The 26,124-nt window shown below is 45.4% G+C and carries 26 protein-coding genes and 1 tRNA gene; 13 read left to right on the top strand and 14 right to left on the bottom strand.

All coding sequences use genetic code 11. The features are described from left to right. Nucleotides 1–7: 7 nt before the first annotated feature. Complete coding sequence (locus tag BLV22_RS12750) at nt 8–460, bottom strand: hypothetical protein (RefSeq protein WP_091616034.1); 453 nt, start codon at nt 458–460, stop codon at nt 8–10. 18 nt (nt 461–478) lie between these two features. Then, on the bottom strand, nt 479–799 hold the full coding sequence (locus tag BLV22_RS12745; protein WP_091616031.1) for a DUF2325 domain-containing protein: 321 nt from the start codon (nt 797–799) through the stop codon (nt 479–481). 165 nt (nt 800–964) lie between these two features. Here BLV22_RS12745 and BLV22_RS12740 point away from each other — a divergent pair, with 165 nt between their 5' ends. Both BLV22_RS12740 and BLV22_RS12735 read left to right on the top strand, forming a co-directional pair. After that, entirely contained in the window at nt 965–1,480 is a 516-nt protein-coding gene (locus BLV22_RS12740; protein WP_091616029.1) for a cupin domain-containing protein, read from the top strand. A 22-nt stretch (nt 1,481–1,502) separates the two neighbouring features. Continuing rightward, the gene (locus tag BLV22_RS12735; RefSeq protein WP_091616026.1) at nt 1,503–2,504 is read left to right on the top strand and encodes an NADP-dependent oxidoreductase; all 1,002 of its coding nucleotides are present in this window, start codon (nt 1,503–1,505) and stop codon (nt 2,502–2,504) included. Nucleotides 2,505–2,601: 97 nt separating this feature from the next. On the opposite strand, the gene BLV22_RS12730 is transcribed toward BLV22_RS12735, so the two are convergent. The 5 genes from BLV22_RS12730 to cshA form a co-directional block, all read right to left on the bottom strand. Then, complete coding sequence (locus BLV22_RS12730) at nt 2,602–4,482, bottom strand: cation:proton antiporter (RefSeq protein ID WP_091616024.1); 1,881 nt, start codon at nt 4,480–4,482, stop codon at nt 2,602–2,604. A 193-nt stretch (nt 4,483–4,675) separates the two neighbouring features. Continuing rightward, a complete protein-coding gene (locus BLV22_RS12725) occupies nt 4,676–5,230 on the bottom strand; it encodes a 3-dehydroquinate synthase II domain-containing protein (protein ID WP_245724095.1) in 555 nt (184 codons plus the stop codon). Next, entirely contained in the window at nt 5,230–5,583 is a 354-nt protein-coding gene (locus BLV22_RS12720; protein ID WP_091616021.1) for a winged helix-turn-helix transcriptional regulator, read from the bottom strand. The genes BLV22_RS12725 and BLV22_RS12720 overlap by 1 nt, the downstream gene beginning before the upstream one ends. A 165-nt stretch (nt 5,584–5,748) precedes the next feature. Continuing rightward, complete coding sequence (locus tag BLV22_RS12715; RefSeq protein WP_091616018.1) at nt 5,749–7,638, bottom strand: ABC-F family ATP-binding cassette domain-containing protein; 1,890 nt, start codon at nt 7,636–7,638, stop codon at nt 5,749–5,751. A gap of 143 nt (nt 7,639–7,781) precedes the next feature. After that, on the bottom strand, nt 7,782–9,227 hold the full coding sequence (gene cshA / locus BLV22_RS12710; RefSeq protein ID WP_091616016.1) for a degradosome RNA helicase CshA: 1,446 nt from the start codon (nt 9,225–9,227) through the stop codon (nt 7,782–7,784). 246 nt (nt 9,228–9,473) lie between these two features. Here cshA and BLV22_RS12705 point away from each other — a divergent pair, with 246 nt between their 5' ends. Further along, a complete protein-coding gene (locus tag BLV22_RS12705) occupies nt 9,474–9,698 on the top strand; it encodes a hypothetical protein (RefSeq protein ID WP_091616013.1) in 225 nt (74 codons plus the stop codon). A 79-nt stretch (nt 9,699–9,777) separates the two neighbouring features. On the opposite strand, the gene BLV22_RS12700 is transcribed toward BLV22_RS12705, so the two are convergent. Beyond that, the gene (locus tag BLV22_RS12700) at nt 9,778–10,197 is read right to left on the bottom strand and encodes an organic hydroperoxide resistance protein (RefSeq protein ID WP_091616010.1); all 420 of its coding nucleotides are present in this window, start codon (nt 10,195–10,197) and stop codon (nt 9,778–9,780) included. A gap of 252 nt (nt 10,198–10,449) precedes the next feature. Here BLV22_RS12700 and ytvA point away from each other — a divergent pair, with 252 nt between their 5' ends. From ytvA to BLV22_RS12685, 3 genes are all read left to right on the top strand, one after another. Next, on the top strand, nt 10,450–11,241 hold the full coding sequence (ytvA, locus tag BLV22_RS12695; RefSeq protein ID WP_091616007.1) for a YtvA family blue-light photoreceptor: 792 nt from the start codon (nt 10,450–10,452) through the stop codon (nt 11,239–11,241). Nucleotides 11,242–11,426: 185 nt separating this feature from the next. Next, nucleotides 11,427–11,627, top strand: a complete 201-nt coding sequence (locus BLV22_RS12690) for a cold-shock protein (protein WP_027847408.1) — start codon at nt 11,427–11,429, stop codon at nt 11,625–11,627. Between the two features lie 243 nt (nt 11,628–11,870). Then, the gene (locus BLV22_RS12685) at nt 11,871–12,071 is read left to right on the top strand and encodes a cold-shock protein (RefSeq protein WP_027847408.1); all 201 of its coding nucleotides are present in this window, start codon (nt 11,871–11,873) and stop codon (nt 12,069–12,071) included. Between the two features lie 132 nt (nt 12,072–12,203). Here the strand turns inward: BLV22_RS12685 and BLV22_RS15250 are convergent, their stop codons facing one another. Beyond that, the gene (locus tag BLV22_RS15250; protein ID WP_281241113.1) at nt 12,204–12,338 is read right to left on the bottom strand and encodes a hypothetical protein; all 135 of its coding nucleotides are present in this window, start codon (nt 12,336–12,338) and stop codon (nt 12,204–12,206) included. A 130-nt stretch (nt 12,339–12,468) separates the two neighbouring features. Then, a complete protein-coding gene (locus BLV22_RS12680) occupies nt 12,469–13,107 on the bottom strand; it encodes a hypothetical protein (protein WP_091616005.1) in 639 nt (212 codons plus the stop codon). A 120-nt stretch (nt 13,108–13,227) separates the two neighbouring features. Between BLV22_RS12680 and BLV22_RS12675 the strand changes: the two genes are divergently transcribed. The 3 genes from BLV22_RS12675 (at nt 13,228) to BLV22_RS12665 (ending at nt 15,078) form a co-directional block, all read left to right on the top strand. Continuing rightward, nucleotides 13,228–13,314 (top strand) — tRNA-Leu (locus BLV22_RS12675). 171 nt (nt 13,315–13,485) lie between these two features. Further along, nucleotides 13,486–14,205, top strand: a complete 720-nt coding sequence (locus BLV22_RS12670; protein ID WP_091616002.1) for an NAD-dependent deacylase — start codon at nt 13,486–13,488, stop codon at nt 14,203–14,205. Nucleotides 14,206–14,517: 312 nt separating this feature from the next. Beyond that, nucleotides 14,518–15,078 (top strand): nitroreductase family protein, encoded by a 561-nt coding sequence (locus BLV22_RS12665; RefSeq protein ID WP_091615999.1) that lies wholly within the window; start codon nt 14,518–14,520, stop codon nt 15,076–15,078. Between the two features lie 53 nt (nt 15,079–15,131). Here BLV22_RS12665 and BLV22_RS12660 read toward each other — a convergent pair whose 3' ends face one another. Beyond that, nucleotides 15,132–16,382: a YeeE/YedE family protein gene (locus BLV22_RS12660; RefSeq protein WP_091615997.1), complete on the bottom strand. Its 1,251-nt coding sequence runs from the start codon at nt 16,380–16,382 to the stop codon at nt 15,132–15,134. A gap of 166 nt (nt 16,383–16,548) precedes the next feature. On the opposite strand from BLV22_RS12660, the gene BLV22_RS12655 reads away from it, so the two are divergent. The 4 genes from BLV22_RS12655 to BLV22_RS12640 all read left to right on the top strand — a co-directional run bounded on the left by BLV22_RS12655 (nt 16,549) and on the right by BLV22_RS12640 (nt 22,097). Beyond that, nucleotides 16,549–17,424, top strand: a complete 876-nt coding sequence (locus BLV22_RS12655) for a TetR/AcrR family transcriptional regulator (RefSeq protein WP_091615994.1) — start codon at nt 16,549–16,551, stop codon at nt 17,422–17,424. Nucleotides 17,425–17,671: 247 nt separating this feature from the next. Next, nucleotides 17,672–19,144, top strand: coding sequence for an MDR family MFS transporter (locus BLV22_RS12650; RefSeq protein ID WP_091615991.1), 1,473 nt, complete (start codon nt 17,672–17,674; stop codon nt 19,142–19,144). A 191-nt stretch (nt 19,145–19,335) separates the two neighbouring features. After that, on the top strand, nt 19,336–21,612 hold the full coding sequence (metE, locus tag BLV22_RS12645) for a 5-methyltetrahydropteroyltriglutamate--homocysteine S-methyltransferase (protein WP_091615989.1): 2,277 nt from the start codon (nt 19,336–19,338) through the stop codon (nt 21,610–21,612). 65 nt (nt 21,613–21,677) lie between these two features. Further along, a complete protein-coding gene (locus BLV22_RS12640) occupies nt 21,678–22,097 on the top strand; it encodes a GNAT family N-acetyltransferase (protein WP_091615986.1) in 420 nt (139 codons plus the stop codon). Between the two features lie 39 nt (nt 22,098–22,136). Here BLV22_RS12640 and BLV22_RS12635 read toward each other — a convergent pair whose 3' ends face one another. The 3 genes from BLV22_RS12635 to BLV22_RS12625 all read right to left on the bottom strand — a co-directional run bounded on the left by BLV22_RS12635 (nt 22,137) and on the right by BLV22_RS12625 (nt 26,089). Continuing rightward, on the bottom strand, nt 22,137–24,800 hold the full coding sequence (locus BLV22_RS12635) for an MMPL family transporter (protein ID WP_091615983.1): 2,664 nt from the start codon (nt 24,798–24,800) through the stop codon (nt 22,137–22,139). Beyond that, entirely contained in the window at nt 24,797–25,249 is a 453-nt protein-coding gene (locus BLV22_RS12630; RefSeq protein WP_091615980.1) for a MarR family winged helix-turn-helix transcriptional regulator, read from the bottom strand. The genes BLV22_RS12635 and BLV22_RS12630 overlap by 4 nt, the downstream gene beginning before the upstream one ends. A 114-nt stretch (nt 25,250–25,363) precedes the next feature. Continuing rightward, nucleotides 25,364–26,089, bottom strand: a complete 726-nt coding sequence (locus BLV22_RS12625; protein ID WP_091615978.1) for a FadR/GntR family transcriptional regulator — start codon at nt 26,087–26,089, stop codon at nt 25,364–25,366. Nucleotides 26,090–26,124: the final 35 nt, after the last annotated feature.

Raw genomic sequence — 26,124 nt, 5'->3', positions numbered from 1 at the left:
ATGCTTTCTATTTGCAGTGCAGGATCATTCTCCTGGAGCCATTATATAAATTAGACCAGTACATACGCTCTGCTCCGGACGGGCAAGGCTCACGCCTCCATACTGATTTCATGCTTTCGCTTTCCGTATATGTCAAAACGTGCACTTCCTTCGTTTTTTTTCCGGTAAACCAGGCCCCGCCTTTTTCAAGAGAAATAAACTGTGCTTCCCTCAAGGTCTGTATGTTCCGGTAGGCCTTCAGGCTTTCGTCCATCAGGGCTGCATACAGCACAACTTTTTGCGACTCCTGCTCCGGCGATGAAATACCGGTTTTCTTCCAGTGTTTTTTTACACACTTTACTACATCCAACTGACTTTCAATGTTTGCTTCTGTTAATTCTTTCATTACATTCTGAATAATCGAAATAAATAAATCATCAATTTCAGGCGTTATTCTTTTCGCATGATGCTGTTTTTTCATATCTCTACCGCTCCTTCATTAATCACATTTTTGAAGCATTGGACATTTTGCACACACTTCGTCACTGTTACTCAATGCTTTATAAATAGAACACCAGGACCGTTTCGCATAACAGATCGGCACGTTTTGATTTTTGGCCCGTTCCTTTAACTTGGCGGAAACATTGTGATTGATGAAATCAGTCAGCACAAGCACCAGATCAATATTTGGCGGAATTTCTTTTTGCACCATTTTCACTTTACGCCCGCTGACATGCTTGATGTCCTGAAAGCCTAATTCTTTTAACCGGTCGGGAATGGCCCCCAGTCTGTCTGCTCCAATGATCATCAACCCATCCATGTTTATCCTCCTATTTGAAAATAATTCTCATTTATTATGTATAGTTTATTGAAAACGATTCTCAATGTCAATATTTATTCTTGAGCCAGAAGTTTTTATTCTGTCTCTATGTGGAATATAATTGAAAGAGTATGCTACCAGTCAGTCAAAAAAGGAGGTATTTGCATGAAAAGCCGCGAAGAAGTTCATATAGAAACACTTACCGTGGAAGATGACGGTACAATACCTAATCATCCGGGTTTTCCTGTGCTCGTTTACGAACAGACTGTAACCGGCTCTGATGATGTTAAAGAACTTTTTAATACAAATAACTGGCTGGGAGCGTGGAAAGGAAGTGTGTTTGAATACCATCATTATCACAGTAATTCGCATGAGGTGCTTGGCTGCGTAAGTGGTTCCGCCCTTTTGCACATAGGTGGCGAACAGGGCCGGCAGCTTAATGTAAAAAACGGTGACATACTGGTTCTTCCGGCTGGATACGGCCATAAGCTTATCGAGCAGAGTGAAGACTTTGCGGTTATTGGCGCTTATCCAGGCGGCTCGAATTATGATATGTGTACCGGTGATCCTTCCGAGCGCCCGGAAAAAGTAAATAATATTTACCGCGTTCCTCTTCCTGATTACGATCCCGTTTTCGGTTCAGACGGACCACTTTTTACTTATTGGACAAATTTTTCATAAACGAAAGGATGCAGCATATAAAATGGCAACGAAAACAAGACAAATACTCCTACATGAAAGACCAAACGGCCTGCCAGATAAAAACACTTTTGCATTTAAGCATATAGAAATAGATTCTCCGGCAGAAGGAGAAGTTCTTCTTCAAATGATTTACATTTCTGTAGATCCGTATATGAGAGGAAGAATGGACGACCGTGAATCATACGTCCCTCCTTTTCCGCTTCATAAACCAATTGCCGGCGGAGCCATTGCGAAGGTGCTTGAAAGCCGCGACGATTCTTTAAAAGAAGGCGACTACGTAACCGGCAATCTGCCGTGGCAGCAATATGTTAACGTGAGCGCTTCGGATGTACGGAAGGTCCAGGCGGAAGCAGCTCCGGTTTCTGCTTATTTAAGCGCTGTCGGCATGCCCGGACTCACTGCTTATTTCGGTACGCTCAGCATCGGTCAGCCTAAGCAGGGAGAAACATTCGTCATTTCCGGCGGCGCCGGCGCTGTCGGTTCACTTGCCGGTCAAATTGCTAAAATGCAGGGCGCCCGTGTGGTCGGTATTGCAGGTACCGATGAAAAGCTGGATTATATGAAAAGCATTGGCTTTGACGAAGTGATCAATTACAAAACAGAGGATTTAACAAAAGCCATCAAGCGGACGTGCCCCGACAAAGTAGACGTATACTTTGATAATGTCGGAGGCGAAATGAGTGATATTGTACTCGATCATTTAAATAAATTTGCCCGTGTGGTTCAGTGCGGGGCGATTTCTACTTATAATGATCCGGACAATTACGGGCCGAGAGTTCAATTCAAGCTCATTAAATCAAGCGCATTGATGAAGGGCTTTATTATAGGGGATTACGCTGATGAATTTGAAGAAGCAACCAAACAGCTTGCAGCCTGGGTAGCTTCCGGGGACCTCCAGTATGAAGAAACAATCCTTACCGGTTTTGATCGTATTCCGGAAGCATTTATCGGATTATTCACCGGCCGGAACACGGGCAAGCTGCTCGTGGATGTTTCCGAATAAAACCATAACTCCGCTGCTTTCACGAACCACGGGGATCGTACTACAAAAAAGCCGCCTATCCAATTTATGGACAGGCGGCTTTTTATACTTTCATTCATTAATTTAAGGATGGGCCCGAAAGCTTCCGAACAGCCTGGTTTTCTCTTGACTGTTCTTTTAACTCCTCTTTCTTTTTTACCTCCTGGTTGCTTGGCGGACTTAGGCTAAGAATTTTGTCTCCTGCCTCAGGCTTTATTGCATTATCAAGAGCAAAAAACTCCAGGCGTCCGGTTGGTTTTTGGATGCCGATCAGCACTACATCATCCGCGCGGTCATGTAAATATGACTGGTACGGGTATTCTTTTGTTAACGACGTTAATTTAAATACGTAACCCGCATCCACTTTCCAGTTCAGTTCTTCAAACGTCGCGCCTTTTTCAAACAGGACCCGGCCACCGACTTTTCTCATCAGCTCATCGGGTTCATTCCGGTCTGATTGATGCCAGCTGAGCTGAAACAGATCCTTTCTTCCGAATTCAGGAACAAAGGTGGTGCACACCAGCGAATTATAAGAATCCCGGTCGGTAGCCGCGATAATCTTATTATAAGGAGTCATATCCAGTGAATACTCTGACTGCTCGGAGAGAATCTCTCCCCGGTAGTAAGGGATTCCTGCTTTACGTGCATTAAACAAATGTTCAAACGAAGAGTCGGCAATCAGTACCGGGACATTCATTTCCTTCAGCTTTTGGGCAAGGCTCGTGGTAAAGGAACTTCCTCCTACGAACATAACCCCCGGAAGCCCCTCTTTTGAAAGATTTAACTTTCTGGCAAGCGGCCCGATAGTAAACCCGTGGAAGCATACAGTCGCAAACACGAGCGCAAACGTAAGCGGAGTAATAATGGAAGCCCCGGCGTAATTGTACCCTTCAAGCACATTCGCAAAATATCCTGCTACCGTCAAAGCCACAATCCCACGGGGAGCGATCCAGCCAACCAGAGCTTTTTCCCCGAATGTCAAATCGGTCCCTATGGTCGACAGCCATATCGAAAGCGGCCGAACTAAAAACAGCATCAAAAGAACGTAAGCAATAATTTGCGGATCGAAAATCTGCATCAGCGTAGCCCGGTCGAGCGATGCTGTCAGCATAATAAATATACCCGAAATCAGCAGCACAGAAATATTTTCTTTAAAGTGCTGCATATCGCTGATGGAGCTGATCCGAAGGTTCGCAATAGTCATTCCCATAGCAGTAACAGCCAACAGTCCCGTTTCATGCATGACTACATCCGAAATAACAAAGCTTGCAATCACCATCGACAGAACGACCGGAGATTTCAGAAACTCCGGCACATGTCCCCGTTCAAAGGTCCACCCGATAATTCTGCCGAAAAGAATTCCGAGAAAGACAGCAAACAACGAAGCCATAAAGAAATTAACGAGCGAGACGAAAGCTGACTCTTCGGAGGTGAAGGTGCGGATAATTTCAAACGCAAATACTGCCAGAAGAGCGCCAAATGGATCAACGACAATTCCTTCCCATTTAAGTATTCTGGCCGGCCTCGGCTTCAGCTTTGCCTGCCGGAGGAGCGGCAGAATGACGGTAGGTCCTGTAACGATCAGCAAACCACCGATAATAAAGGATACTTCCCATGATAATCCCGCCACAAAGTGGGCTGTTAATGAACCCAGTATCCAGGCCAGAAAAGCCCCTATTGTGATGATACGGTACACAGGCTTTTGAAGCCCCTGAAGTCCCCTGAAATCAAGATTCAGGCTTCCTTCAAATAAAATTATGGCTACAGCAATCGATACGATGGGGCCATACAGTTCGCCAAATGCTTCGGAAGGATTAATCAGTCCAAATATCGGACCGATCAAAAGCCCGGCAACAGACATAACGACTATGGCCGGCAGCCTCGAGAACCAGGCAATCCACTGGGAGCCGATTCCGACGGCACCGATCAGCATTAGTTGAAACAATAGAGAGTCCAGCATACTATTTTCCCTTCTTTCCACTCCCATTTTTTATCTTTGGGTTTAATCTTGTATGTAATTCGTATTCCTTTCATTTTTTAATCACTTGAAATAAAAAGATACTATACTAAACCATATTGTTTCAATCAAAGCAGTTTATAAATATATATTTTTTCATAAAAAAGCACGCTTTTATACAAAGCATGCTTTTTCATTACCTCTCCTCTATTTCTTCTTGAACCGCCTGACCGAGATGACGCCCCGGCTCATCGATTCTGCAGTAGATCCGGTCTCCGGGCCGGCAGTCTTTTAAGGCCATCGGCTCGTATTGGTCCGTCAATAAATAAACGCTGTCCGCCCACTGCAGAGTAGCTGACAGGCTCACATCCCCTGCGCGGACCTTTACTCTCACAAGCTCTCGTTTTTCAATTTTCACCCTGCCTACCGGCACCTGACGTGAGGCTGTGCCTTCATATACGGTCACCGGCTCATCGTGCTCTACTTCTGCGAGATATCTAGTCTTTTCCTCTTCAAAAATGTACTGGTGCACAGCGCCGGCGTTAATGCGAAACACACGGGCTGGATACGTACTGGTCGTACGGTTTTCCGAAAGCGTATAAATGTACCCGTGCCCTGTGTCTCCGACAAGCAGCCCTTCAGCTGGAGACAAAACATCTGCTGCGTCTATACAGACACGTGATCCTTCCCCCATCGGCTCTATTGCTTCCACAATACCAAGTTTCCATACGTCATTTTCCATCATACTCATCAGCACCCACTGCTTCCGGAGGAGCTTTTGCCTTCTTCCTCCATTTTCATTTTGTGTTCTCTTCCCCATTTTTCCAGTTCCCGGAGGAGAGACTCGAGTGACTCACCGTAGCCTGTCAGAGAGTATTCCACTTTCGGCGGGACCACCGCGTAAGCGTGACGCAATACTAAGCCGTCATGTTCAAGCTCCTTGAGCTGCTTGATTAATGTCTGATGATTAATCTGCTGCAGCTGCTGTTTAATCTCACTGAAACGGAGCGTTTTTCCGACCAGCTCCATAAGAATGACAGCTTTCCATTTTCCGCATACTTTGTCGAGCGTAATTTTTATATTTTCTCTTTCTTCTATTGTCATTCTTTCACTCCTTTAATCTAAAAAAAGACACTACTATATATTCGAATATAAGTATGTGCAGATATATTATATGTATGTATTATAGCCTTAAAGTCAAGTGAATAAACGTTTAGAACCTGTTTCTTCAAAAAAAAGCAGCAGCCTCTTTTAAGAGACTGCTAATTTTTACTGTTCTTCTGCTATTTCTGAGAGCTCGGCCCAGCGTGTCATCGCCTGGTCCAATTTTTCATTGGTTTCCTTCTGGATACTGGACCACTTCTCGATGGCCTCCAGGTCGCTGCCGCTCTGCTCCATCTGTTTTTCTGCTTCCGCCAGTTCATCTTCAAGACGGGCAATACGCTCTTCAATTTGCTCCCATTCCTGCTTTTCTTTATAGGACATTTTTTTCTTATCTCCAGCCGTGCTGCTTACAGCTGCTGGCTCCGGTTTCTTCTCTTTACTGAGCGCCGGCCGGGAAGCATCCTTTTCTGAGCTCATAAATTCTGAGTAATTTCCCTCAAACAAGGTGACCTGGGAAGATTCATTAAACACAAACAGCTTTTCAGCTACCCGGTCAAGAAAGTAGCGGTCGTGGGAAACGGTGACGACTACGCCTGGGAACTGCTGCAGATATTCTTCGAGTACACTGAGCGTCTGCACATCCAGATCGTTCGTCGGCTCGTCCATAAATAATACGTTCGGCTCGGTCATTAAAATACTGAGCAGGTACACTCTCTTTTTTTCGCCGCCGGACAGACGGGAAATATACGTCCACTGGTCTTCCCGTTCGAATAGAAAGCGTTCAAGCATCTGCTCAGCCGAAATACTTTCTCCGTTAACAGTATATATAACTTCGGCAATATCGCGAATATATTCGAGCACACGCTTGGATTCATCCAATTCTTCCTGCTGCTGCGAGTAGTAGCCAAGCTTCACGGTCGGTCCGTACGCTACATCCCCGGCATCGGGTTCGATGCGGTTGGCAAGAATGTTTAAAAGCGTCGTTTTTCCAGTTCCGTTTGGACCGACAATTCCTATTTTTTCTCCAGGGGTAAACATATAGTTAAACTGGGAAAACATATTCTTCTCTCCGTAGGACTTTTCCAAATCCTCCGCTTCTATTACTTTCTTTCCAAGCCTCGTAGACCCTACCGGAACCTGAAGCTCTTCTTTCTTCGGCGGCCCTTCCTGCTGTTTTAACGATTCTGCCCGTTCTTTCCGGGCTTTTTGTTTTGTTCCGCGAGCTTTCGGCTGCTTCTGAAGCCAGGCTAGCTCACGCTTTAATGTGTTCTGCCGTTTGGCTTCGGCATGTGCTTCATTTGCTTCGCGCTCCGCCCGTTTTTCCAGAAACAATTCATAGTTTCCGTCGTACTCATACAGCCGGCCGCGTTCCAATTCAAAGATTTTATTCGTTACTCTGTTTAAGAAATAACGGTCGTGCGTGACTAATATTAAAGCTCCATTGTAGTTGGACAAATATTTCTCAAGCCAGTTAATCGACTCATCGTCGAGATGGTTCGTCGGCTCGTCAAGAATAAGAATGTCGCAGTCCTGAATAAGTGCCCGGGCAATGGAAGCTCTTTTACGCTGGCCGCCTGAGAGTTCATTAATTTTTTGGTTATAGACCGTCAGCCCCAGTCTGTTTAACACCTGCTGGGCTACAGTGCCTGCTTCCCATGCTCCGAGCTGGTCCATCTTCTGCTGGGCCTTCATCCATTGTTCCTGTGCAGCTTCACTTTCAGGCTCCTGCTCTAAACGTGCCTGGGCTTTTTCATAATCTTTCACTGCTTTCATGATATCGGAAGAGCCTTCATATAAATAATCAATTAGATTTTCTTCCTCCGGCAGCTCGGGATCCTGCGGCAGGTATTCAATTCTCAGCTGTTTGGAATGCTGAAGCTTTCCCTTCTCCGAAGAATCAATCTCAGAAATCACACGGAGAAGCGAAGATTTCCCTGTACCGTTAACGCCGATCAGTCCGATACGGTCTCCGGGCTCGATGGTAAATGAAATATGGTCAAACAGCACCTTTGTGCCGGTTGTCTGGTATAAATTTTCCGCTACAAGCAGACTCATGTTCTCACCGTTCCTTTCTCGTCCTTTCCTATCTTAGCATATTTACTGGTGCTCCTAAAAAACACACGGCTATTTAAAGCTCCGGAAAACAAAAAAGCACTTCCCATCAGGCTGGGAAAGTGCTCTTATGCGAAAAATTAGATTTAGGAAAGATCCATTTTTTTCTTTTTGTTTCTTGGCGGACGGCTGTTTTTACTGGAGCCGTGGCCCTGAGGGCGCTTTTGCTTATATTTCGAGGAAGGCTTGCCCTGGCCTTTAGAACCCTTATTACGAAGCGGTGCTTCCGAAGTAAGTTTTACAGGCTCTTCTTTCAGCTCGCGTGCGTTCATTTTCAGGGCTGCTGCTACGATTTCTTTTGCCTCGTATTCGTTAAGCAGCTCTTCTGCTGTACGCTCCCAGTACTCATTATCATCGACTTGCATTGATCCGACCAGCTTCTGTACAGCCTGTTGGGCACGCCCTTCAACTGCATCATTTCTCGTCGGTTTTGGCGCTTTTTTCAACTTGGCCTGGACCGTTTTTTCGATAAGACGCAGATGCGTCATTTCTCTCGACGGTACGAAGCTGTACGCTACGCCTTCGTTTCCTGCCCGTCCTGTACGGCCGATCCGGTGAACATAGCTTTCCGGATCCTGTGGAAGATCAAAGTTGTATACGTGCGTAACACCGCTCACGTCAATGCCGCGGGCAGCTACGTCAGTAGCGATCAATAGCTCAATCGTGCCTTTTTTGAATTTCTGAAGCACTTTATCTCTTTGAGCCTGCTTCATGTCGCCATGAATGCCTTCCGCTGCATAACCGCGTCTCGATAAAGCTTCTGCGAGTTCATCTACGCGGCGCTTCGTGCGTCCGAAGACAATCGCAAGCTCCGGCGGGGTATAATCGAGCATATTACAAAGAGTCTCGAACTTTTCCTGTTCGTTTACTTCGATATAATACTGATCGATTTTCGCTACTGTCATGCTTTTGTTTTTCACTTGAACCTGCTCAGGGTTAGTCATGAATTTATCTGCTACGCGCTTCAGCTTTGGAGGCATTGTAGCTGAGAATAAAAGCATTTGTCTAGGCTCTGGGATATCCTTTAAGATTTCTTCAATGTCATCCACAAATCCCATGCTGAGCATTTCGTCCGCTTCATCAAGCACCACTGTATTCATTTTTCCGAGGTCAATCGTTTTTCTTCGCACGTGATCCATTAAACGACCCGGAGTTGCTACAATAATTTGCGGTTTTCTTTTCAGCGCTTTGATTTGGCGCTGAATATCCTGTCCGCCGTAAACGGCTACTGCCGTTACACGTTTATGCTTTCCGAGACGGTTTAATTCTTCGGATACCTGCACAGCAAGCTCTCTTGTAGGCGCAAGCACAATGCCCTGTGGAGAGTTGGCTGTCTTATCGGCTGCTTCAAGAAGCGGTATGCCGAAAGCTGCAGTTTTTCCTGTACCAGTCTGTGCCTGGCCAATGATATCCGTTCCGTTCTTCGCTTTTGGAATAACTTCCGATTGTATGGGTGTTGCTTCTTCAAATCCCATTTCTTCAATAGCTTGAAGAATAGGTGATTCCAATCTTAGTTCTGAAAATAAAGTCAAGTATATATTCCCCTTTTATGCTTATTCGATCATTTCGTATGAACTAATTAACATTACCATATTCATGAAAAGAAATCCATCTAATTTTCACATTCCATAGAAATTAACTACAAATTCATACTGATCATTTAATTGTAATGAAAACGTAACATAAACTACATTGAACAGTTTATGTAGATGACGATATAATTAAATTACAAAATTTTCATTTAATTGCGTATATAAATATGTAAGGAGGACGGGCAAATGGCTGTGGAGAACAAATTTGCATATTTTGTTGACCGTTCCGGAAGGCAAGTCACGGTGGGAACACTCAGGGATATTGAACAAATGGACTTAGGCCGCGGACAGATTTATTATTGTGATTCTGAGCAGGCGCTCCTCCAGGGTGTTAAAGAGTATTACCATAACGAGTGTATTATCACTCTCCGTTCTCCAATGAACGATTTTAAAGAAAACCTTTCACTTTAAACTCTGCCCTGCTTTCTCTGAAAGCAGCGGTATACATATAAAGAGGGTCCGCTGTTCATTGCGGGCCCTCTTTACGTCTTTACTTCACTTCAGATTGAACCTTTACTTCAATGTTGTTTCGTGTAGCTTTGGAATAAGGGCAGTACTGGTGGGCAAGGTCCACTAATTCATCTGCTTCCTCTTTTGAAACACCGCTGATTTCCACTGTAAGTTCAGCAGCCAGCTGGAACATGCCGTCAGATTCGTCTTTTTGCAGACTTACGGCTGCAGTTGTTTTAGAAGAAACGTCTTTATTTTTCTTACTTGCCTGAAGGTTCAGCATGCCATCAAAGCAGGCTGCATAACCTGATGCAAAGAGCTGTTCCGGATTGGACCCTGATTTGGAAGAACCTGAACCCGGCTGTTCCAGATTCACATCAATCATTCCATCTTCAGAACGCACATGACCTTCACGGCCGCCTTCTACAACTGCTTTTGAAGTAAATATTGTTTCTGCCATACATAACTCCTCCATTCAACTTAATAGCGATTGATTCCAATAGTAACTATACACTTTTACTCCACTTTTTAAACATCCAGCCTTCCAATGTTATTTATTGGAAATATTTTCACATACGCTGACGAAATAGTAAATACGGCAGTTGCCCACGGAGGGAAGCTGTTATAAAATCATTGAAGATTAAGTGAAAATAACTGTCAGAAGGCCTTTTGCTTTGAAAAATAATTCCACGATAAAGGAGTGGGCGAACTCATGAATCAGGATTTCCCATTAAAAACCCCCACTAATTCTTTACTGCTCACAGCCGTTGATCATACCCGTGTCGGAGTTATCATTACTGATCCGGATATAGAAGACAATCCTATCATTTATACGAACAGCGGCTTTTGCAATTTAACCGGTTATTCCGCCGGAGAAATTCTTGGGAGCAACTGCCGTTTTCTTCAGGGACCGGAAAGCGACATTTATACTATTGACCGTATGAGAGAAGCGCTGAAAACATACGAACCCATTTCAATAGAGATTATTAACTACCGGAAAGATGGCACTAAGTTTTGGAACGAACTCCACATTGACCCTGTATATGAACCGGAAGAAGATAAATATTACTTTATCGGAGTGCAAAAGGATATTACGAAACAAAAGGATGCAGAGAAAGATGCTTTAGAGTACTTCAATGAAATTAATCTTTTGTCCACCCCCATCGTTCCAATTATTAATAGTGTGTACGCGATGCCGCTGATCGGAAACGTCGACGAGCAGCGGCTGAAGATTATTTTCACAAATATTACTGACGTGATTCATCAATCCAAAGTAGAAACACTCATTGTCGACCTTTCGGGTCTTTCTACATTAAATGATGATATTATGAAAGGAATCTTCACTTTAAATGATCTTCTAAAATTGCTTGGCACTGAACTGATTGTAACCGGTATTTCTCCAAGCCTTGCGGTAAGATCCAAAGATATGGATTTCGATTTCTCCGCTTTTCAGACCTTTGGCACAGTAAAAGATGCTATTCGTTTCAAACAGCGGAACAGCTGATATTAATGTCTTTAAAATTCATTCGCAAAATGTATTGCTATTGTTTGGAGCACATGATATGATGAATTTACTATTTTGATCCGTTAGTCAGAACAAGGTTAGGGTTTTAGCTTCTGAACTTGGTACTATGCGGTTTGCAAGATAAGTAACATTTGTGCCATGAGGCACGCAGGAGGATTATTTTTATGGAACAAGGTACAGTTAAGTGGTTTAACGCAGAAAAAGGTTTTGGCTTCATCGAACGCGAAGGTGCAGACGACGTTTTCGTTCACTTCTCCGCTATCCAGGAAGAAGGCTTTAAAACCTTAGAAGAAGGACAAACGGTAGAGTTCGAAATAGTAGAAGGCGACCGTGGCCCACAAGCTGCGAACGTTACTAAAAACTAATTAAACTATACAAAGCCGCTCTCTTTCGGGAGAGTGGTTTTTTCTTTTTAAAAAAGATTACCCCTTCTTTAATATTTAAATATTAAAGTCTGTTGCTATAATTTGGGTAACATGATACAATGAAATTACTATTTTGATCCGTTAGTTTGAACAAGGTTAGGGTTTTAGCTTCTGAACTTGGAACTATGCGGTTTGCAAGATAAGTATTATTTGTGCCACAGGGCACGCAGGAGGATTATTTTTATGGAACAAGGTACAGTTAAGTGGTTTAACGCAGAAAAAGGTTTTGGCTTCATCGAACGCGAAGGTGCAGACGACGTTTTCGTTCACTTCTCCGCTATCCAGGAAGAAGGCTTTAAAACCTTAGAAGAAGGACAAACGGTAGAATTCGAAATAGTAGAAGGCGACCGTGGCCCACAAGCTGCGAACGTTACTAAAAACTAATTAAGCCATATATGAACCTCTCTCCTTTTTGGAGAGAGGTTTTTTCTTGCTGCTTTCAAAATGCGGTTATATAAGAAAAAGCAAAAAAGAATACCTGGTTTCCAGGCATTCCTGCTGTATGGCATTTTTCTGTTAGCGGCGCCTAAACGTTTCAAGAAATGCATGTGCAATCTCTACCGACTGAAAAGCAAGAATGCTGAGGGCCGAAAGGGATAAGAGACCCATTACGACAAAGCGCGTATTCTGTACCAGATGCAAAGCCCACATGATGACTCCTCCTTTGATATAGTTCTATCATACTCCGCCGCCACACGTTTGCAACAATTTTATGTTATTGGCTGACATATCTCCTGCCGTACTGAGGTTCAAAGAATCTCCATCTTTTTCAGGGATGCTTTTAATTAAAAGGGAACCATCTTTTCACTTTATTCTTCCAATACTTTACCGAAATGTATTCAAACACATAGGTTAAAATTAAACCATATAAAATGACCCCGAACAAACTCAGCACTACCATTGTCCCCTGGCCAATGACTGTAACCGGTTCAATATTGGAGCGCCCAAACATGACAAGCGCCATAAGCACGCTTAAAGCAGAGGTCCACAGCGAATCTGCCGGAGGTTCAATGCCCCACACCCAAAGCACAAAACAAATGTACAATATTAAAATACCGCCCCAAACGTAATATTGGTGCTGGCGGCTTAAATAGCGAATAAGCGGCATTGTATAGAACTTGGTGATCGTCTTGAGACGGAAAAGGTGAATAATTCTTGCCAGACGTGCGAACTGAAAAATAGCATCCGCCGGTATAATAGCTATTAATAAAAACGGGTGGGATTTTACAAACTCCCATTTCTTCTCCGCACGAAAAAAACGAAAAGCATAATCGATCGTAAATAACGCCCACGTGGTCCAAATAATATAACCGGATACTTCTGTCTCGTACCAGATCGTCCCTACAGAGAGAATGGCAAGTATCACCATAATCGCTTCGTATAATCGCTGCCCGAATCCCCGGTCTCTCTTTTCGCTCATTATCGACGACTCACTTTCCTGTCCGTTTTCTTCTTAGCTTTAATCGTACTATTCTATAAAAAAAACAGCAAATTTTCTATTGCACAATTCGCTGCTACTGGTTATAATAGAATTTGTCTTGCGGATGTGGCGGAACTGGCAGACGCGCACGGTTCAGGTCCGTGTGAGCTTACGCTCTTGGAGGTTCGAATCCTCTCATCCGCACCATTTCTTATACAACGAACACACCAGGCTTTTCAGGCTGGTGTTTTTTTATGCTTTTATTTTAGCACGGAGCTCTCCTTAGAACACCTTTTTTTGTTATTAGTGTAAGCAGCGGGTAAAGACGGGTATTAAGATTACAGCAGTAATCAATAACTATATGTCAGGAGGATCAGGGTGAGCAGACAATTAGCAGAATGGCTTCAAGCCTCCAATTACAGTGTTGTAATGACCGGGGCCGGGATGTCTACGGATAGCGGACTCCCCGATTTTAGGTCTTCGTCAGGACTTTGGAGCAATTATGATCCGAAACAGCTGGCCACAGTCGAAGCACTCGAACATCAAAATGACGCATTCACAAAGTTCTACCAATGGCGCCTCCAGTCTCTGCTCGACGCATCACCAAATAAAGGGCACAAAATTTTGGCTCAATGGGAACAACAGGGCCTGCTTAAGCAGGTAATTACCCAAAACGTTGATGGCTTTCATCAGGCGGCTGGCCAGCAGCATGTTTCTGATTTGCACGGCAGTCTGCGGGAGATTAATTGCCATATTTGCGGTCGCCAGGCATCGCAGGAAGACTTTTTAAACGGTTCTTCCCACTGTCCAAACTGTGGCGGTAAGCTCCGGCCGGGCATCGTTTTGTTTGGGGAAATGCTTCCAGAGCAGGCTATCCAGCAGGCTCAGGAGGCCACCGCAGCCTGTGATTTATTTATTGTTCTAGGATCAAGCCTGCAGGTAGCCCCTGCTTCTCTATTTCCAATGGAAGCAAAAGAGAGCGGAGCCAGGCTCGTTATTGTAAACCAGGAAGAAACAGAACTCGATTCATGGGCCGATTTAACATTTCCCGGTGCTTCTATTCAAAACGTGCTCACCGAAACAAACAGATATTTGTAACTAAAGGAGCTTTCAGCTGTGGCTGTAAGCTTCTTTTTATGAAACGGAATTAGCTTTCCTCTCTACATTCTGCATTAATGTATCCGCCAGTTTCCGGGCGCCCGGGCATCTTCTGCCTCCGGATCAAGCTCTACTTTCAGCACTGCATCCTCTACCTCTGCTCCCTGCTTTTGAAACTGGTTTTTCATTAAATCGAGCGCCTCCCTGTATTTCGGGTATATAAAATCGCACGAACCAAACAACCCTACCTGCGAGCCGTCTATGTGTTAAAATAGTAAATGATAATCATTTTCAATATAGGAGGCATTTCTTATGACTGATATAGCCAGCACTCCACTCGCCCAGACAATTCAATCCCGCCGAAGCATTAAGAAATTTACGGACCAGCCGGTAGATAAACAAACCATCCTTGAACTGCTTGAAATATCCAAATGGGCGCCTGATCATGGCGTGCGTGAACCGTGGCGCTTTCTGCTGTTTCTTGGCAGCGGCATGGAGAAACTTGCAGAAGCTCTCGCCGATTATCAGGAGCACGAAGGTTCGAAAAAACCGGAAAAAATACGTGCCCAAATTTCTGAGCTTCCCGGGGCCCTGCTTGTCGTTAATCAGGCAGAGCAAAAAGTGAAAAAATGGGAAGAAGATTTTGGCGCAGCCTCTACCCTTATTCAAAACTTTCAGCTGTTAAGCTGGGAACAAAATCTCGGCATGATTTGGAAAACCGGTGATTATATTTATTCAAACCGCTTTAAGCAATCGCTCGGCATCGATCCGGAAGAAACTATTGTCGGTATGCTGCAGCTCGGCTATTTTGAAAAAATACCAAAAGCTAAGCCAAGAACGTCCATTGAAGAAAAGATTAATATTTTTGAGTAAATCACTCATTTTCCATTAAAAAACCTCCCTGAACGCCAGGGAGGTTTTTCGTATTAACAGAACGTATCTTTTGGCTTTGGTACAGAAAGACCGAACAACGGCCGCAGAAACAGAGCTAGGAATGTGCCGGCTAAGGCAAATACCGCCCATACATAACCATGTACACTAAAGGAGGCAATTCCGCCAAAGTAAGCACCGATATTACACCCAAAAGCGAGCCTCGCTCCGTAACCCATCAAAAGGCCGCCGATAATAGAAGCAGAAGCGTTGCCCACCGTTACTTTCGTAAACTTAAACAGTCCCCCCACCGCTGAAGCAATAAATGCACCTAAAATAACCCCAAAGTTCAGCACAGTAGTGGAATCAGCAAAAATTGTAGTCTGCAGCGCCTGAGCGCTTTCCCCGCTCCAGTAATCCCAGCTGGAGACATTGATGCCTACAGCCTCAGCAGCTTTGGATCCCCAGAGTGCAAACGCCGAAGTAATTCCCCACGGCTGACCACGTGTAAGCAGGGTTAACGCGTTTAATACAGCAAGCACTACCGCTGCAATCATCATAGGCCAGGAACCACGGAAAATGCGTTTCCAGCCGCTTGCTGTCGGCAGAGTAGCCATTGCCGGAGGATTTTTCTTTTTATCAATAATTAATGTTACTGCAATTACAGCAGCGAAAATGAGCAAAGATACTATCCAGGCTCCCGTGTACCCGAGACCGGTCGACGTAGCCAGCGAAATCGAGCCAAAGGAAGGTGTATCATCTGTCCAGAACGAAAGATGATATGCACCAACGGTAGAGCCAACAATGAAAAAGAGTAGCGTAATAAACATGTTCGTCCGGCCGCCGCCTACTGCATACAATGTTCCGGAAGCGCAGCCTCCTCCGAGCTGCATCCCAATTCCGAACATAAACGAGCCCACGACTACACTCACGCCAACAGGGCTGACGTACCCGGATACGTCCCCGCCAAAAAAGGTGGAACCAAGAGCAAGAATCGGCGCAAACAAGGTCACCGCTGCTGCAAGCATCACCATGTGGGCCCGCAGCGCCTGGCCGTTACCTACAGACATTAAGCGGCGGAACGCCGAGGTAAATCCAAACCTCGCATGAAAAAGTGTATACCCCAGAAGCAGGCCGATCGTAAGCAGAAGCGGCTGGACGATTGACTGGGTTAATGCAAGATATAACGTTAAAATAGCAAATACGATCAACCCGCCGGTGACCAGCTTATTCTGCGGTGCCCCCAGTTTCTTGGAAGCTTTTTCAGCAGTTTCCTGCTGGGAAACAGGCTGTACTGTTACTGCCATTATAATCCCCCATTCCTATCTTTTTAGTCAGTTTTACGTTCTTTATCTTAAATATTTTTTTTAAGATAGTCAAAGATGTTGCTTTTCTAAATAAAAACTACTATCATTAATAAGTCAAAACTTAAAGGTACTTAAAAAACTTGATCGTTTTAAGGTGGTGAGAGGAATGGATGAAAAAAAAATATACATTCAGCAGACTGCGATGCAGCTGTTTTCCAGTCAGGGCTTCTTTCACACCTCAGTACAGGATATTGCTGAAGCATGCCGGATGTCTAAAGCTTCAATTTATAAAATCTTTCATTCCAAGGAAGATATTCTCGCCCAAATTGTAAGAGATAATTTAAACCACATTATTCACCGTGCCAATTACGCACGCAATGAGCAGTCCAAGCAGCCGAGGGATCAGCTTATTGCCAAGCTGTCGAGAGAAATCGAAGGCCTCGTGGAGCACCGTGAATACGTCTGGATGCTTTATCAATCTGCTTCCATTAACAAACAGTCTGATAATATTAAGGCTCTTTTAAAACAAGGTCAGCTCATTATGGTGAACTGGCATAAAGATACACTTCTCGAGACGTTTGGAGCCGATATAGAGCCTTTCGTGTGGGACCTTGCAATATGCATGCAGGGGATGAGCAGAGAAATGATCGCTTTCGCCGAGAAAGTTGACCGGTACAATTTTGATTTCGAGCAGCTCGCTGAAGTGTTGGTTACCAGCATTGAAAGCATTATCAAACACAAAACTTCCTCCGCTTCAGTATTTTCGAGCGAAGATATGGAACCATTTAATCTTCAGGGGCATTACGGGGAGATCGATCAGAAGGATCTCTGGGACCGGACCATCCAACAGGTACGGGCCTTTATTCATTATCGCTTTCCCTCCTACGAAAAAAAACAGTGGGTGGAAGCGGTGGACCGTTTAAACCAGGAGTTCTACGAGTCTGAGCCTGAAATGATTGTTATGGAGTCGCTGTTTTGTTTTCTCGAGAAAAATGAAGATCTACAAATTAATATTAATATCCTGCGGGAAATTTTTCAGTAACTTCCGGGCCTGGTATCGTTCATTTATTTCGGTTTTCTTGCTATACCAGCTCTTAAAATTGCACAGTCAAGCCTCAAACCGTCAGCACAAAAAGTCAGATGCTTATTTTCTTTAAAACAAGTTTCTTGATTTTTCCTGTTGCTGGCGTTATTATATGCTGATAAAAACTAATAAGTACTTTAAAAACCATTTCGTTTTATAAATGATTTATGACCGTGAAATGCATTACACCGAAGGAGGGCTTCTCATGCCTGAAGAAGCAGCTACACAAATACCTGCGAAAACAAGAAATTTAATTATCGCGGTATTTCTTACCGGAGCGTTTATCGCTATTTTAAACCAGACCCTCCTGGCTGTGGCCATTCCGAGTATTATGGCTGATTTAAACGTGAGCGCCAACACAGCCCAGTGGGTAACGACCGTTTTTATGCTCGTTAATGGAATTATGATTCCGATCACCGCCTTTCTTATTGAAAAATTCACCACCCGGGGACTGTTTTTGTTTGCTATGTCCTCCTTTGCCCTCGGGACGTTATTTGCAGCCCTATCCCCGACCTTCGGCCTGCTTATGGCTGGCCGGGTTATTCAGGGTGTTGGTGCCGGTATAATGATTCCATTAATGCAGACTTCCATCATGACCATGTTTCCTCTTTCCCAGCGCGGTCAGGCCATGGGCCTCGCGGGGCTAGCCATTGCTTTTGCACCGGCTTTCGGCCCTACCCTTTCCGGTTGGGTTGTGGATTCATATTCCTGGAATACGTTATTTTATATTATTCTCCCGATCGCCATTGTAGACATTATCCTCGCTTACTTTTTGCTGAAAAATGTATCAGAGCTTAAACATCCAAAGCTCGACTTATTATCGATTATGCTGTCAACAGCCGGATTCGGAGGCTTATTGTATGGATTCAGTGCTGCCGGAAACAGTGGCTGGGGAAGTGCTGCAGTGCTCACTACTCTTGCTGTAGGCGCTGTTGCCTTGTTCATGTTTATATGGAGACAGCTTCATGTGGAAAGACCAATACTCGAATTCCGGGTCTTAAAAAATCCTATTTTTACATTGACCGTCGTTGTTGCCATGGCCTGTTTTGTTTCTATGGTCGGCTCTCAGACCCTTATTCCGCTTTATGTCCAAAACGCACGTGGCCTCTCGGCCCTGGATTCGGGGCTGATGCTTTTACCGGGCGCTCTTTTAATGGGACTAATGAGCCCTATTACCGGACGCATTTTCGACAAAGTTGGCGGAAGAGGGCTTGCGATTACCGGGCTTTCTCTATTAACAGTTGGCACTGTTCCGTATATGTTTTTAACAGAAAACTCTTCCATCGCCTTTTTAACAGCTATGTTTGCGCTCCGTATGCTCGGTGTCGCCATGGTTATGATGCCAATGACGACCGCGGGACTCAACCAGCTGCCTAATTCGTTAATTGCCCACGGGACAGCGATGACAAATACGCTCCGCCAGGTAGCAGGCTCGATTGGTACAGCCGTACTGATTACCGTCATGTCCCAGAGTGCTTCCGGTGCAGCACGGGCAGGCGAGGTCTCGAGCCAGAGCGCTGCCTTGATTCACGGAATTAATGTTGCTTTCTTTGTGGCATTAGTTGCTGCCCTCGTCGGCCTTGTGCTTTCTTTCTTTCTTAAAAACACGAGACCGGATACGATGGAAAAACGCGATATTCGCGGAAGCAAAAGCAGCACGAAGGAAAGCAAAGCGTAAGCAATATAATTTTCAGCAAAAACACTCTCAGCAACGCCTGAGGGTGTTTTTCACTGTACTAAACGTGAAAATATTCTGTAAAATACCTTGACACTTTAACTCATAAAAAGATATAGTTTGGCTACATGAATGCCTCTCACGTAAAGAATAGGAGGACACTCGAGTATTATTGGAAGGGAGAAAATAATTTAATGACGACATGGACCAGCAGTAACTTGGGCTACCCACGCTTAGGAGAAAAACGCGAATGGAAAAAAGCATTGGAATCCTATTGGAAAGGAAAGCTTGAAGAGGATTCTTTTCAACAACAAATCCGAGAACTCCGATTGGATTTCTTGAGAAAGCAAAAGGAACGCGGCGTGGATTCAATTCCTGTCGGCGATTTCTCGCTGTACGATCACGTACTCGATACATCCGTGATGTTCGGGCTTGTGCCGGAGCGCTTCGACGCTTCCGAAGGCTACTCTTCCCTATCTACATATTTCGCTGTAGCCCGGGGCACGAAGGCATCGCCGGCGAGCGAAATGACAAAATGGTTTAATACCAATTATCACTACATTGTACCGGAGCTTCAAAATGCAAAGCCGCGCCTTGTAGATAATTATCCGTTAAAAGCCTATCAGGAAGCGGTATCTGAATTAGATATTGACGGACGTCCCTTCCTTATCGGCCCGTATACTTTCCTGAAACTCTCCAAAGGCTATGAAGACCATCAGTTTGAACAGCTGTTCAACGATCTTCTGCCACTGTATCAAAAAGTGCTGCAGCAGCTGCAGGATGCAGGAGCGAAAAGCGTTCAAATCGATGAGCCGGCCTTTGTGCAGTCCTTTCCGGAAACAGATATTCCATTAATCCGGAAGGCATATGAATTATTCAACCGCGAGGTGCCTGAACTGGATCTGTTTGTGCAAACGTATTTCGACAGCATTTCTCATTATAAAGACATTATATCTCTTCCAATCGCAGGCCTCGGTCTTGACTTTGTTCACGGCAGGGAGGGCAACTGGGCGAATGTGCAGGCCCATGGCTTCCCTTCAGACAAAGTGCTGGGTGCAGGTGTTATTGACGGACGCAACATCTGGAAAGCAGACGTAAATGCCACTGTAGCTTTTGCCAAAGACATTCAGGCAGAAACAGGCAGTAAAAATATTGAAATTCAGCCGTCCTGCAGTCTTCTGCATACACCGGTTACGACTAAACACGAAACGCAGCTTGATCCGCTTTTGCTTGATGCACTCTCTTTTGCTGACCAAAAGCTTGAGGAAATCGACCTCATAACACGCACACTAAATGGGGAAGATACGAAGGCGGAGCTCGAGCAAAACACTGCCCAGCTTGACCGTGTTAAAAACGCTCCGTGGCGTCAGGAAACAGCTGGTAACGCTGCAGCAGACATTCCCTCCTCCCGTCCGCTGTCGTTCGAAGAAAGAAGCCCGCTTCAGCAGGAGAAGTTTCAGCTGCCAAAACTTCCAACCACTACAATTGGAAGCTTCCCGCAGACGCGTGAAGTCCGCGTGGAACGCCGCCGGATGAGAAAAGGCGAAATTTCCGCAGAAGAATACGAAACGTACATTCAAAATAAAATGCAGGAATGGGTCGATATCCAGGAAGAAATCGGACTCGACGTTCTCGTGCACGGAGAGTTTGAACGCACCGATATGGTAGAGTTCTTCGGAGAGAAACTGGGCGGATTTGCATTCACTTCCAATGGCTGGGTGCAGTCCTACGGTTCCCGCTGTGTCAAACCGCCAGTTATTTACGGAAATGTTGAGTTTAAAGCACCAATGACTGTAAAAGAAACCAAATACGCACAGACCCTGACCGAAAAGCCGATGAAAGGAATGCTTACTGGTCCGGTAACAATTTTGAACTGGAGCTTTGAACGCAATGACATTCCGAAAAAAGAAGTAGCCTTCCAGATCGCACGGGCTCTTAATGACGAAGTGCTTGCGCTCGAAAACGAAGGCATTGAAATGATTCAGGTGGATGAGCCGGCAATTCGTGAAGGCCTGCCGCTGAAAAGAGCAGAATGGGACGAGTACCTGGAATGGACCGTCCATGCCTTCCGTCTTTCCACTTCTTCTGTCAAAGATACCACCCAGATTCATACGCACATGTGCTACAGTGAATTTCAGGATATGATTGAGTCAATCCGCGCGCTCGACGCCGATGTTATTTCGATTGAAACGTCACGAAGCCACGGGGAACTGATTGAAACGTTTGAAACAGCTGTTTATGACAAAGGCATCGGCCTTGGCGTTTATGATATTCACAGCCCACGCGTACCAGACGTGGAAGAAATGACTCAAATGATCGACCGCGCACTGCGCGTGCTTCCGAGCAACCTGTTCTGGGTTAACCCGGACTGCGGACTCAAAACACGTGATGTGCCGGAAACAATTGAAGCCCTTAAAAACATGGTTCGTGCTGCAGAAGAAGCCAGAAAAAACTTAGAACAGCACGCATAATTAACACTACGTAATAAGGCCCGGCCTTCCGGGCCTTATTTTCGTACGGAAAGGATATCTCACTTATGGCGGTTACCACTACATTTTTAAACAAACGATCCGATTACAAAAAAGCATATAAAGTTATTCAATCCCTGCGGCCTTCTCTCAGCTGGGAAGCCTTCAATGATTATCTCTCCCGTCATCCCTCGTACCAGCTGCTCGCGTTAAAAGAAGACGGAGCGGTAGTCTCAGTAGCCGGATTGGAGATTTTGGAAAGCCTCGCCTGGGGCAGACACGCATGGATTCATGAACTTGTTACAGCAGAAAATGCCCGGAGCAGCGGCCACGGTGAGACCCTGCTCCGGGCCGTTCACCAGTACGCAGAAAAACACGGATGCACAGAAGTGATTTTATCCTCCGGCCTGCAGCGCACTGACGCCCATCGGTTTTATGAACGGCTCGATTATCAGGCGTCGAGCTACGTTTTCCGCTATACTTTATAACGCAAAAAACTCTGCCCCGTGAAAGGCAGAGTTTCTTTTTTATCGCTGCTGCTTTTGTTTTTTCTTTGGATTTTTCTCTTCTGAATTGAAGCTGATCAGCGCCGGTATTAACAACGGCAGTACAATCAGTCCAAACAGCAGAAGGCCGGTAATAACGACCGTAGCTACTTCCAGAAGCGTAAGCACTCCCGACGGAAGCATTGCTGCGAACGTTCCTGACAAAATGATCGCTGCTGTAATAATTACCGTGCCCATCTTGATCATCGCCGTCTGCATGCCTGTACGCACGCCCGCTTTCGCTTCTTCATTATACCTGCTTAACAGGAAGATGGAATAATCCACCCCGAGTGCTACAAGCATAACAAATCCGAAGAACGGTACCGGCCAGGCAATACCCGGATAGCCAAGCCCGTTTACAAAAATCAGTTCTGTCACAGCCATTGCTGTAAAATACGCGAGTACAAGTCCGCCGATAATATAAAGCGGCTGGATAATATTACGGAGCAGAATAATGAGTATCGCAAAAATGCCGACAAGAACGATTAATACCGTCCGGTCAAAATCATTCGAGCTGACCGACTGCAGATCACTGTTCACGCTCGGTACGCCTCCGTATTCGATCGTCGCGTCTTCAAGTGGCGTGCCCTGCGTATTCATTTCTACAACCTCTTTAACTTCTTCTGCGCTTTGGATTGCTTTTTTGGAATAAGGGTCTGCGTTCAATCCGACTTCAATGGTCATGCCGTTTTCATTGTCGAATACATAATTGGATGCACCGTCCTGAAAGTCTTCATTCCCGATGGTATCTTCCGGAATATACACGCCGGTGCCTTCAACATAATTTGCCTCAGACACATCTCCCGTAAAGGTTTCCGCACTTTCAAGACCGTCACTGATTTCCGTCAGCCCATCGCGGGAATCGGCCACTCCGTTTTCCAGTTCGCCGAGCGTTTCAGCAAGCTGTTCCAGCTCTTCTGTCTGCTGGTCAAGCTCCTGCTGCCCTTCTTCAAGGCCGCTTTGAATCTCTGTAATCTGCTGACTGATCCCAGTCAGCTGCTCCGAAGCTGCTGCCGCTTCCTGAGGAGAAGAAGCATTCGCCAGCTGGGTGCTCACCTGTTCAAGCCCCGTATTTACCTCGCCAAGACCGTCAGCAGCATCCTGCAATGAGGAGTTTTCCGTATCGCTGCTTCCAAGCTGATCCTGGATGGAGCCCAGCCCGTCTTCGACTTCCTGCAGGCCGCTTTCGGTCTCTTCAATGCCGTCCCGGGCATCACTAATACCTGTGCTCACATCTTCGAGCTGATTGTTTACATAAAAATCGTCAATAACATCTCCGGCAGGCCGCGTCGCACTTCGTACTGCCTCTACTTCCTCCAGGTTCGAAATGGACCGGTTCAAGTCCTCCACATACGCAAGCGTCTCCGGCTCCATCACCGATCCATCTGATTCAATGACAATCTGCATTGGAAGTGCCTGCCCGGAACCAAGACCTTCCTCAATTAAGTTAAGTCCGGTAACTTCTTCTGTATCCTGGTCGATTTCATCGATCGTATCGTAAGACCGCGAGTTATCAAATGTTAACAATAGCGGCACGGTCACGACAGCGACAAGGAGAATGGCAAGCAGCGGGCGGAAAACCGAAACACCACTCAGCCATTTCCATATTTTACTGTCAGCATGACCATTATGGAGCTTCGATGGCCAAAATAAAGCTCTCTTCAACGTCAGCATAAAGAACGGCAGGATCGTCCACAGAACACCTGTTAATACGACGATGCCAACCGCAACACCTACGCCGGATTGAAAAACGGAAAAGTTTGCGAAGCCGATCGCCGTAAAGCCGACAAGCACGGCAAGTGCACTGTAAACCATTGTTTTACCGGCTGTTTTGTACGTGCGTATGATCGCTTTTTTGTAATCAAGCCCGGCAGCCAGCTCCTCGCGGTACCTGCTCAGAAGAAGTATACAGTAATCTGTCCCGATCCCAAACAACACCGCTACAAGGAAAATCTGCGTGTAGTTGGAAACCGGAAAGTTAAACCAGTCTACTAAATACGCTATAATCGACTGGCTGATCAGATACGTAAGACCGACCGCCACAAGCGGCACAAACGGAGTAATAACTGCACGGAAAACGACAAACAACAGTGCAAGAATTAACACTACTGTAATAACTTCCGTACGCTCCAGTCCTTCCTGGCTCGCTTCATTTACCTGCTGGTTTAAAAGCGATTCCCCGGTGACATACGTTTCTATGTCCGAAGCTTCGTTGAGATCACGGATCTCTTCGGCGGCATTCACCGCTGTGTCATTGTCTCCTTCAATAGATATTGGAATGACGACGACATTTTCGTCAGAGGCAACCAGCTGTTCTTCTGTTTCCTCACTGCCAAATGGATTCGTGACTTCTGTAATACCTTTAATATCTTCGTCTTCGATGGCAGTAATCAGCGATTGAATATTATCCTGTTCCTCTTCATTCACCTGATTTTCTGTTTGGATTACCGCGCTGATGGTATTTCCGCCCTCCCCATTGTCATCGAGTATCTCCTGGGCCTGGGAGGACGTTTCCCCTTCCGGTATTTGAAGCGTCTCTTTGTCAGCTGCCAAATTGGATAAACTCGGGGAAACGACGGTAAGTATTACGGTAAAAATAACTATTAATGAAGCTATCCACCAGCGAAACTGTAATATTGTTTTCATCTTTGCTGTCCACCTTTTTGTAGTATGCTCCGTATTTTATGAAAAGTCTGGATAAACTGCTCCACTTCCTCTTCGTTTATGTCCTGAAGCAGATCAGACACATATTCATTTACGAGACGCGTATGCCTCTCGTGAGATTTTTTTCCTTCATCGGTGATTTCTACGTACTTCACCCGCTGGTCTTCACTGCTGGGTACAAACTTCACATAGCCTTTGTTTTCCATTTTTTTCAGCCGGTTGGACAAAGCGCTCTTTCCGACGAGCATCCTGTTTTGTATTTCTGTCGACGTCATCGCACCGTACTTCATTAAAAAATCCAGCAGCTCTACCTGTTCCGGAGAAATTTGGCTTAATAAGTTATCGGGTATTTCATTTGTTATACGGTTCCTGCCTAGAATCATCACTTCTGCGAACAGTTCCACCGCTTCTTCCATTTTCTGATCCTTCATTAGTACACCCCCTGAACTATTTAGTAGTTTAACCCCTGAACTTTTATTCGTCAAGGATTAAAGGTCCAGGCCCTGAAAATTTTCCTTTTAAAAAAACGCCCGGAGCCGGACGTTTTAGTCGTTCGTATGCTCAATGCCTTTGGACAGCACATTTTCCACGTTCGTTAAATGAGCGCTCATTGCTTCTGCCGCTGCTTCGGGATCCTGCTCGTTTATAGCAGTATAAATCCGCTGGTGTTCATCAAGCAGGCGCCGGAATGAACGTTTTTCCGAAAATAGCCATGCTTTTCTCGTTTCATACATCGTTTTCTGCATCGTATCGGAGAGGCGGCCCATCATCTGCTTTAATAAAGTATTACCGGAAGCCTCAACGATTGCAAGGTGAAAACGGACGTCTGCCTGTTCCCCGAGATCGTCGGTCCCACCTGCTGCCTGCTTCATCTGCTCCAGAGCAGTACCCATCTGCTCGAGATCTTGCTCTGACCGTCGGACTGCTGCAAGCTCGGAAGCCCCCTTTTCAAGCACATGCCGGACTTCGAACAGCTCCTTCATTTCCTGTTTCGAAATGAGGGTGCGGCTGTTCATCATCTCTGTAATAGTGGAAAAATCATACTGATTCACAAACGTCCCTTCGCCCTGCCTTATGGTTACAATTCCTACGGCACGCAGAGCGCTTAATGCTTCGCGGACGGCCGAACGGCTGACGTCAAATTTTTCCGAAAGGGCGACGACAGAATCCAGCTTCTCGCCAGGCTTTACTTCGCCCCGCTTGATCATGCCCTCAATTTTTTCCCGGATTACTTCAGCTATTTTTTTCGTTTCAATACGATCCATGGTCATCGTCCGCTCTTCCTTCCGTTCACTATTTACCGTTA

It is taken from the genome of Marinococcus luteus (genome assembly GCF_900106595.1).
In the GTDB taxonomy this organism is placed as follows: Bacteria; Bacillota; Bacilli; order Bacillales; family Marinococcaceae; genus Marinococcus; species Marinococcus luteus.
Note: the sequence above shows the minus strand (reverse complement) of the source record. Positions and strands in the feature narration are given on the sequence as shown.

Excerpts from the sequence above, each read along its gene's own strand:
- BLV22_RS12750 (WP_091616034.1), bottom strand. The coding sequence starts at position 460 with ATGAAAAAACAGCATCATGCGAAAAGAATAACGCCTGAAATTGATGAT.
- BLV22_RS12745 (WP_091616031.1), bottom strand. The coding sequence starts at position 799 with ATGGATGGGTTGATGATCATTGGAGCAGACAGACTGGGGGCCATTCCC.
- BLV22_RS12740 (WP_091616029.1), top strand. The coding sequence starts at position 965 with ATGAAAAGCCGCGAAGAAGTTCATATAGAAACACTTACCGTGGAAGAT.
- BLV22_RS12735 (WP_091616026.1), top strand. The coding sequence starts at position 1,503 with ATGGCAACGAAAACAAGACAAATACTCCTACATGAAAGACCAAACGGC.
- BLV22_RS12730 (WP_091616024.1), bottom strand. The coding sequence starts at position 4,482 with ATGCTGGACTCTCTATTGTTTCAACTAATGCTGATCGGTGCCGTCGGA.
- BLV22_RS12725 (WP_245724095.1), bottom strand. The coding sequence starts at position 5,230 with ATGAGTATGATGGAAAATGACGTATGGAAACTTGGTATTGTGGAAGCA.
- BLV22_RS12720 (WP_091616021.1), bottom strand. The coding sequence starts at position 5,583 with ATGACAATAGAAGAAAGAGAAAATATAAAAATTACGCTCGACAAAGTA.
- BLV22_RS12715 (WP_091616018.1), bottom strand. The coding sequence starts at position 7,638 with ATGAGTCTGCTTGTAGCGGAAAATTTATACCAGACAACCGGCACAAAG.
- BLV22_RS12705 (WP_091616013.1), top strand. The coding sequence starts at position 9,474 with ATGGCTGTGGAGAACAAATTTGCATATTTTGTTGACCGTTCCGGAAGG.
- BLV22_RS12700 (WP_091616010.1), bottom strand. The coding sequence starts at position 10,197 with ATGGCAGAAACAATATTTACTTCAAAAGCAGTTGTAGAAGGCGGCCGT.
- ytvA (WP_091616007.1), top strand. The coding sequence starts at position 10,450 with ATGAATCAGGATTTCCCATTAAAAACCCCCACTAATTCTTTACTGCTC.
- BLV22_RS12690 (WP_027847408.1), top strand. The coding sequence starts at position 11,427 with ATGGAACAAGGTACAGTTAAGTGGTTTAACGCAGAAAAAGGTTTTGGC.
- BLV22_RS12685 (WP_027847408.1), top strand. The coding sequence starts at position 11,871 with ATGGAACAAGGTACAGTTAAGTGGTTTAACGCAGAAAAAGGTTTTGGC.
- BLV22_RS15250 (WP_281241113.1), bottom strand. The coding sequence starts at position 12,338 with ATGTGGGCTTTGCATCTGGTACAGAATACGCGCTTTGTCGTAATGGGT.
- BLV22_RS12680 (WP_091616005.1), bottom strand. The coding sequence starts at position 13,107 with ATGAGCGAAAAGAGAGACCGGGGATTCGGGCAGCGATTATACGAAGCG.
- BLV22_RS12665 (WP_091615999.1), top strand. The coding sequence starts at position 14,518 with ATGACTGATATAGCCAGCACTCCACTCGCCCAGACAATTCAATCCCGC.
- BLV22_RS12660 (WP_091615997.1), bottom strand. The coding sequence starts at position 16,382 with ATGGCAGTAACAGTACAGCCTGTTTCCCAGCAGGAAACTGCTGAAAAA.
- BLV22_RS12655 (WP_091615994.1), top strand. The coding sequence starts at position 16,549 with ATGGATGAAAAAAAAATATACATTCAGCAGACTGCGATGCAGCTGTTT.
- BLV22_RS12650 (WP_091615991.1), top strand. The coding sequence starts at position 17,672 with ATGCCTGAAGAAGCAGCTACACAAATACCTGCGAAAACAAGAAATTTA.
- metE (WP_091615989.1), top strand. The coding sequence starts at position 19,336 with ATGACGACATGGACCAGCAGTAACTTGGGCTACCCACGCTTAGGAGAA.
- BLV22_RS12640 (WP_091615986.1), top strand. The coding sequence starts at position 21,678 with ATGGCGGTTACCACTACATTTTTAAACAAACGATCCGATTACAAAAAA.
- BLV22_RS12635 (WP_091615983.1), bottom strand. The coding sequence starts at position 24,800 with ATGAAAACAATATTACAGTTTCGCTGGTGGATAGCTTCATTAATAGTT.
- BLV22_RS12630 (WP_091615980.1), bottom strand. The coding sequence starts at position 25,249 with ATGAAGGATCAGAAAATGGAAGAAGCGGTGGAACTGTTCGCAGAAGTG.
- BLV22_RS12625 (WP_091615978.1), bottom strand. The coding sequence starts at position 26,089 with ATGACCATGGATCGTATTGAAACGAAAAAAATAGCTGAAGTAATCCGG.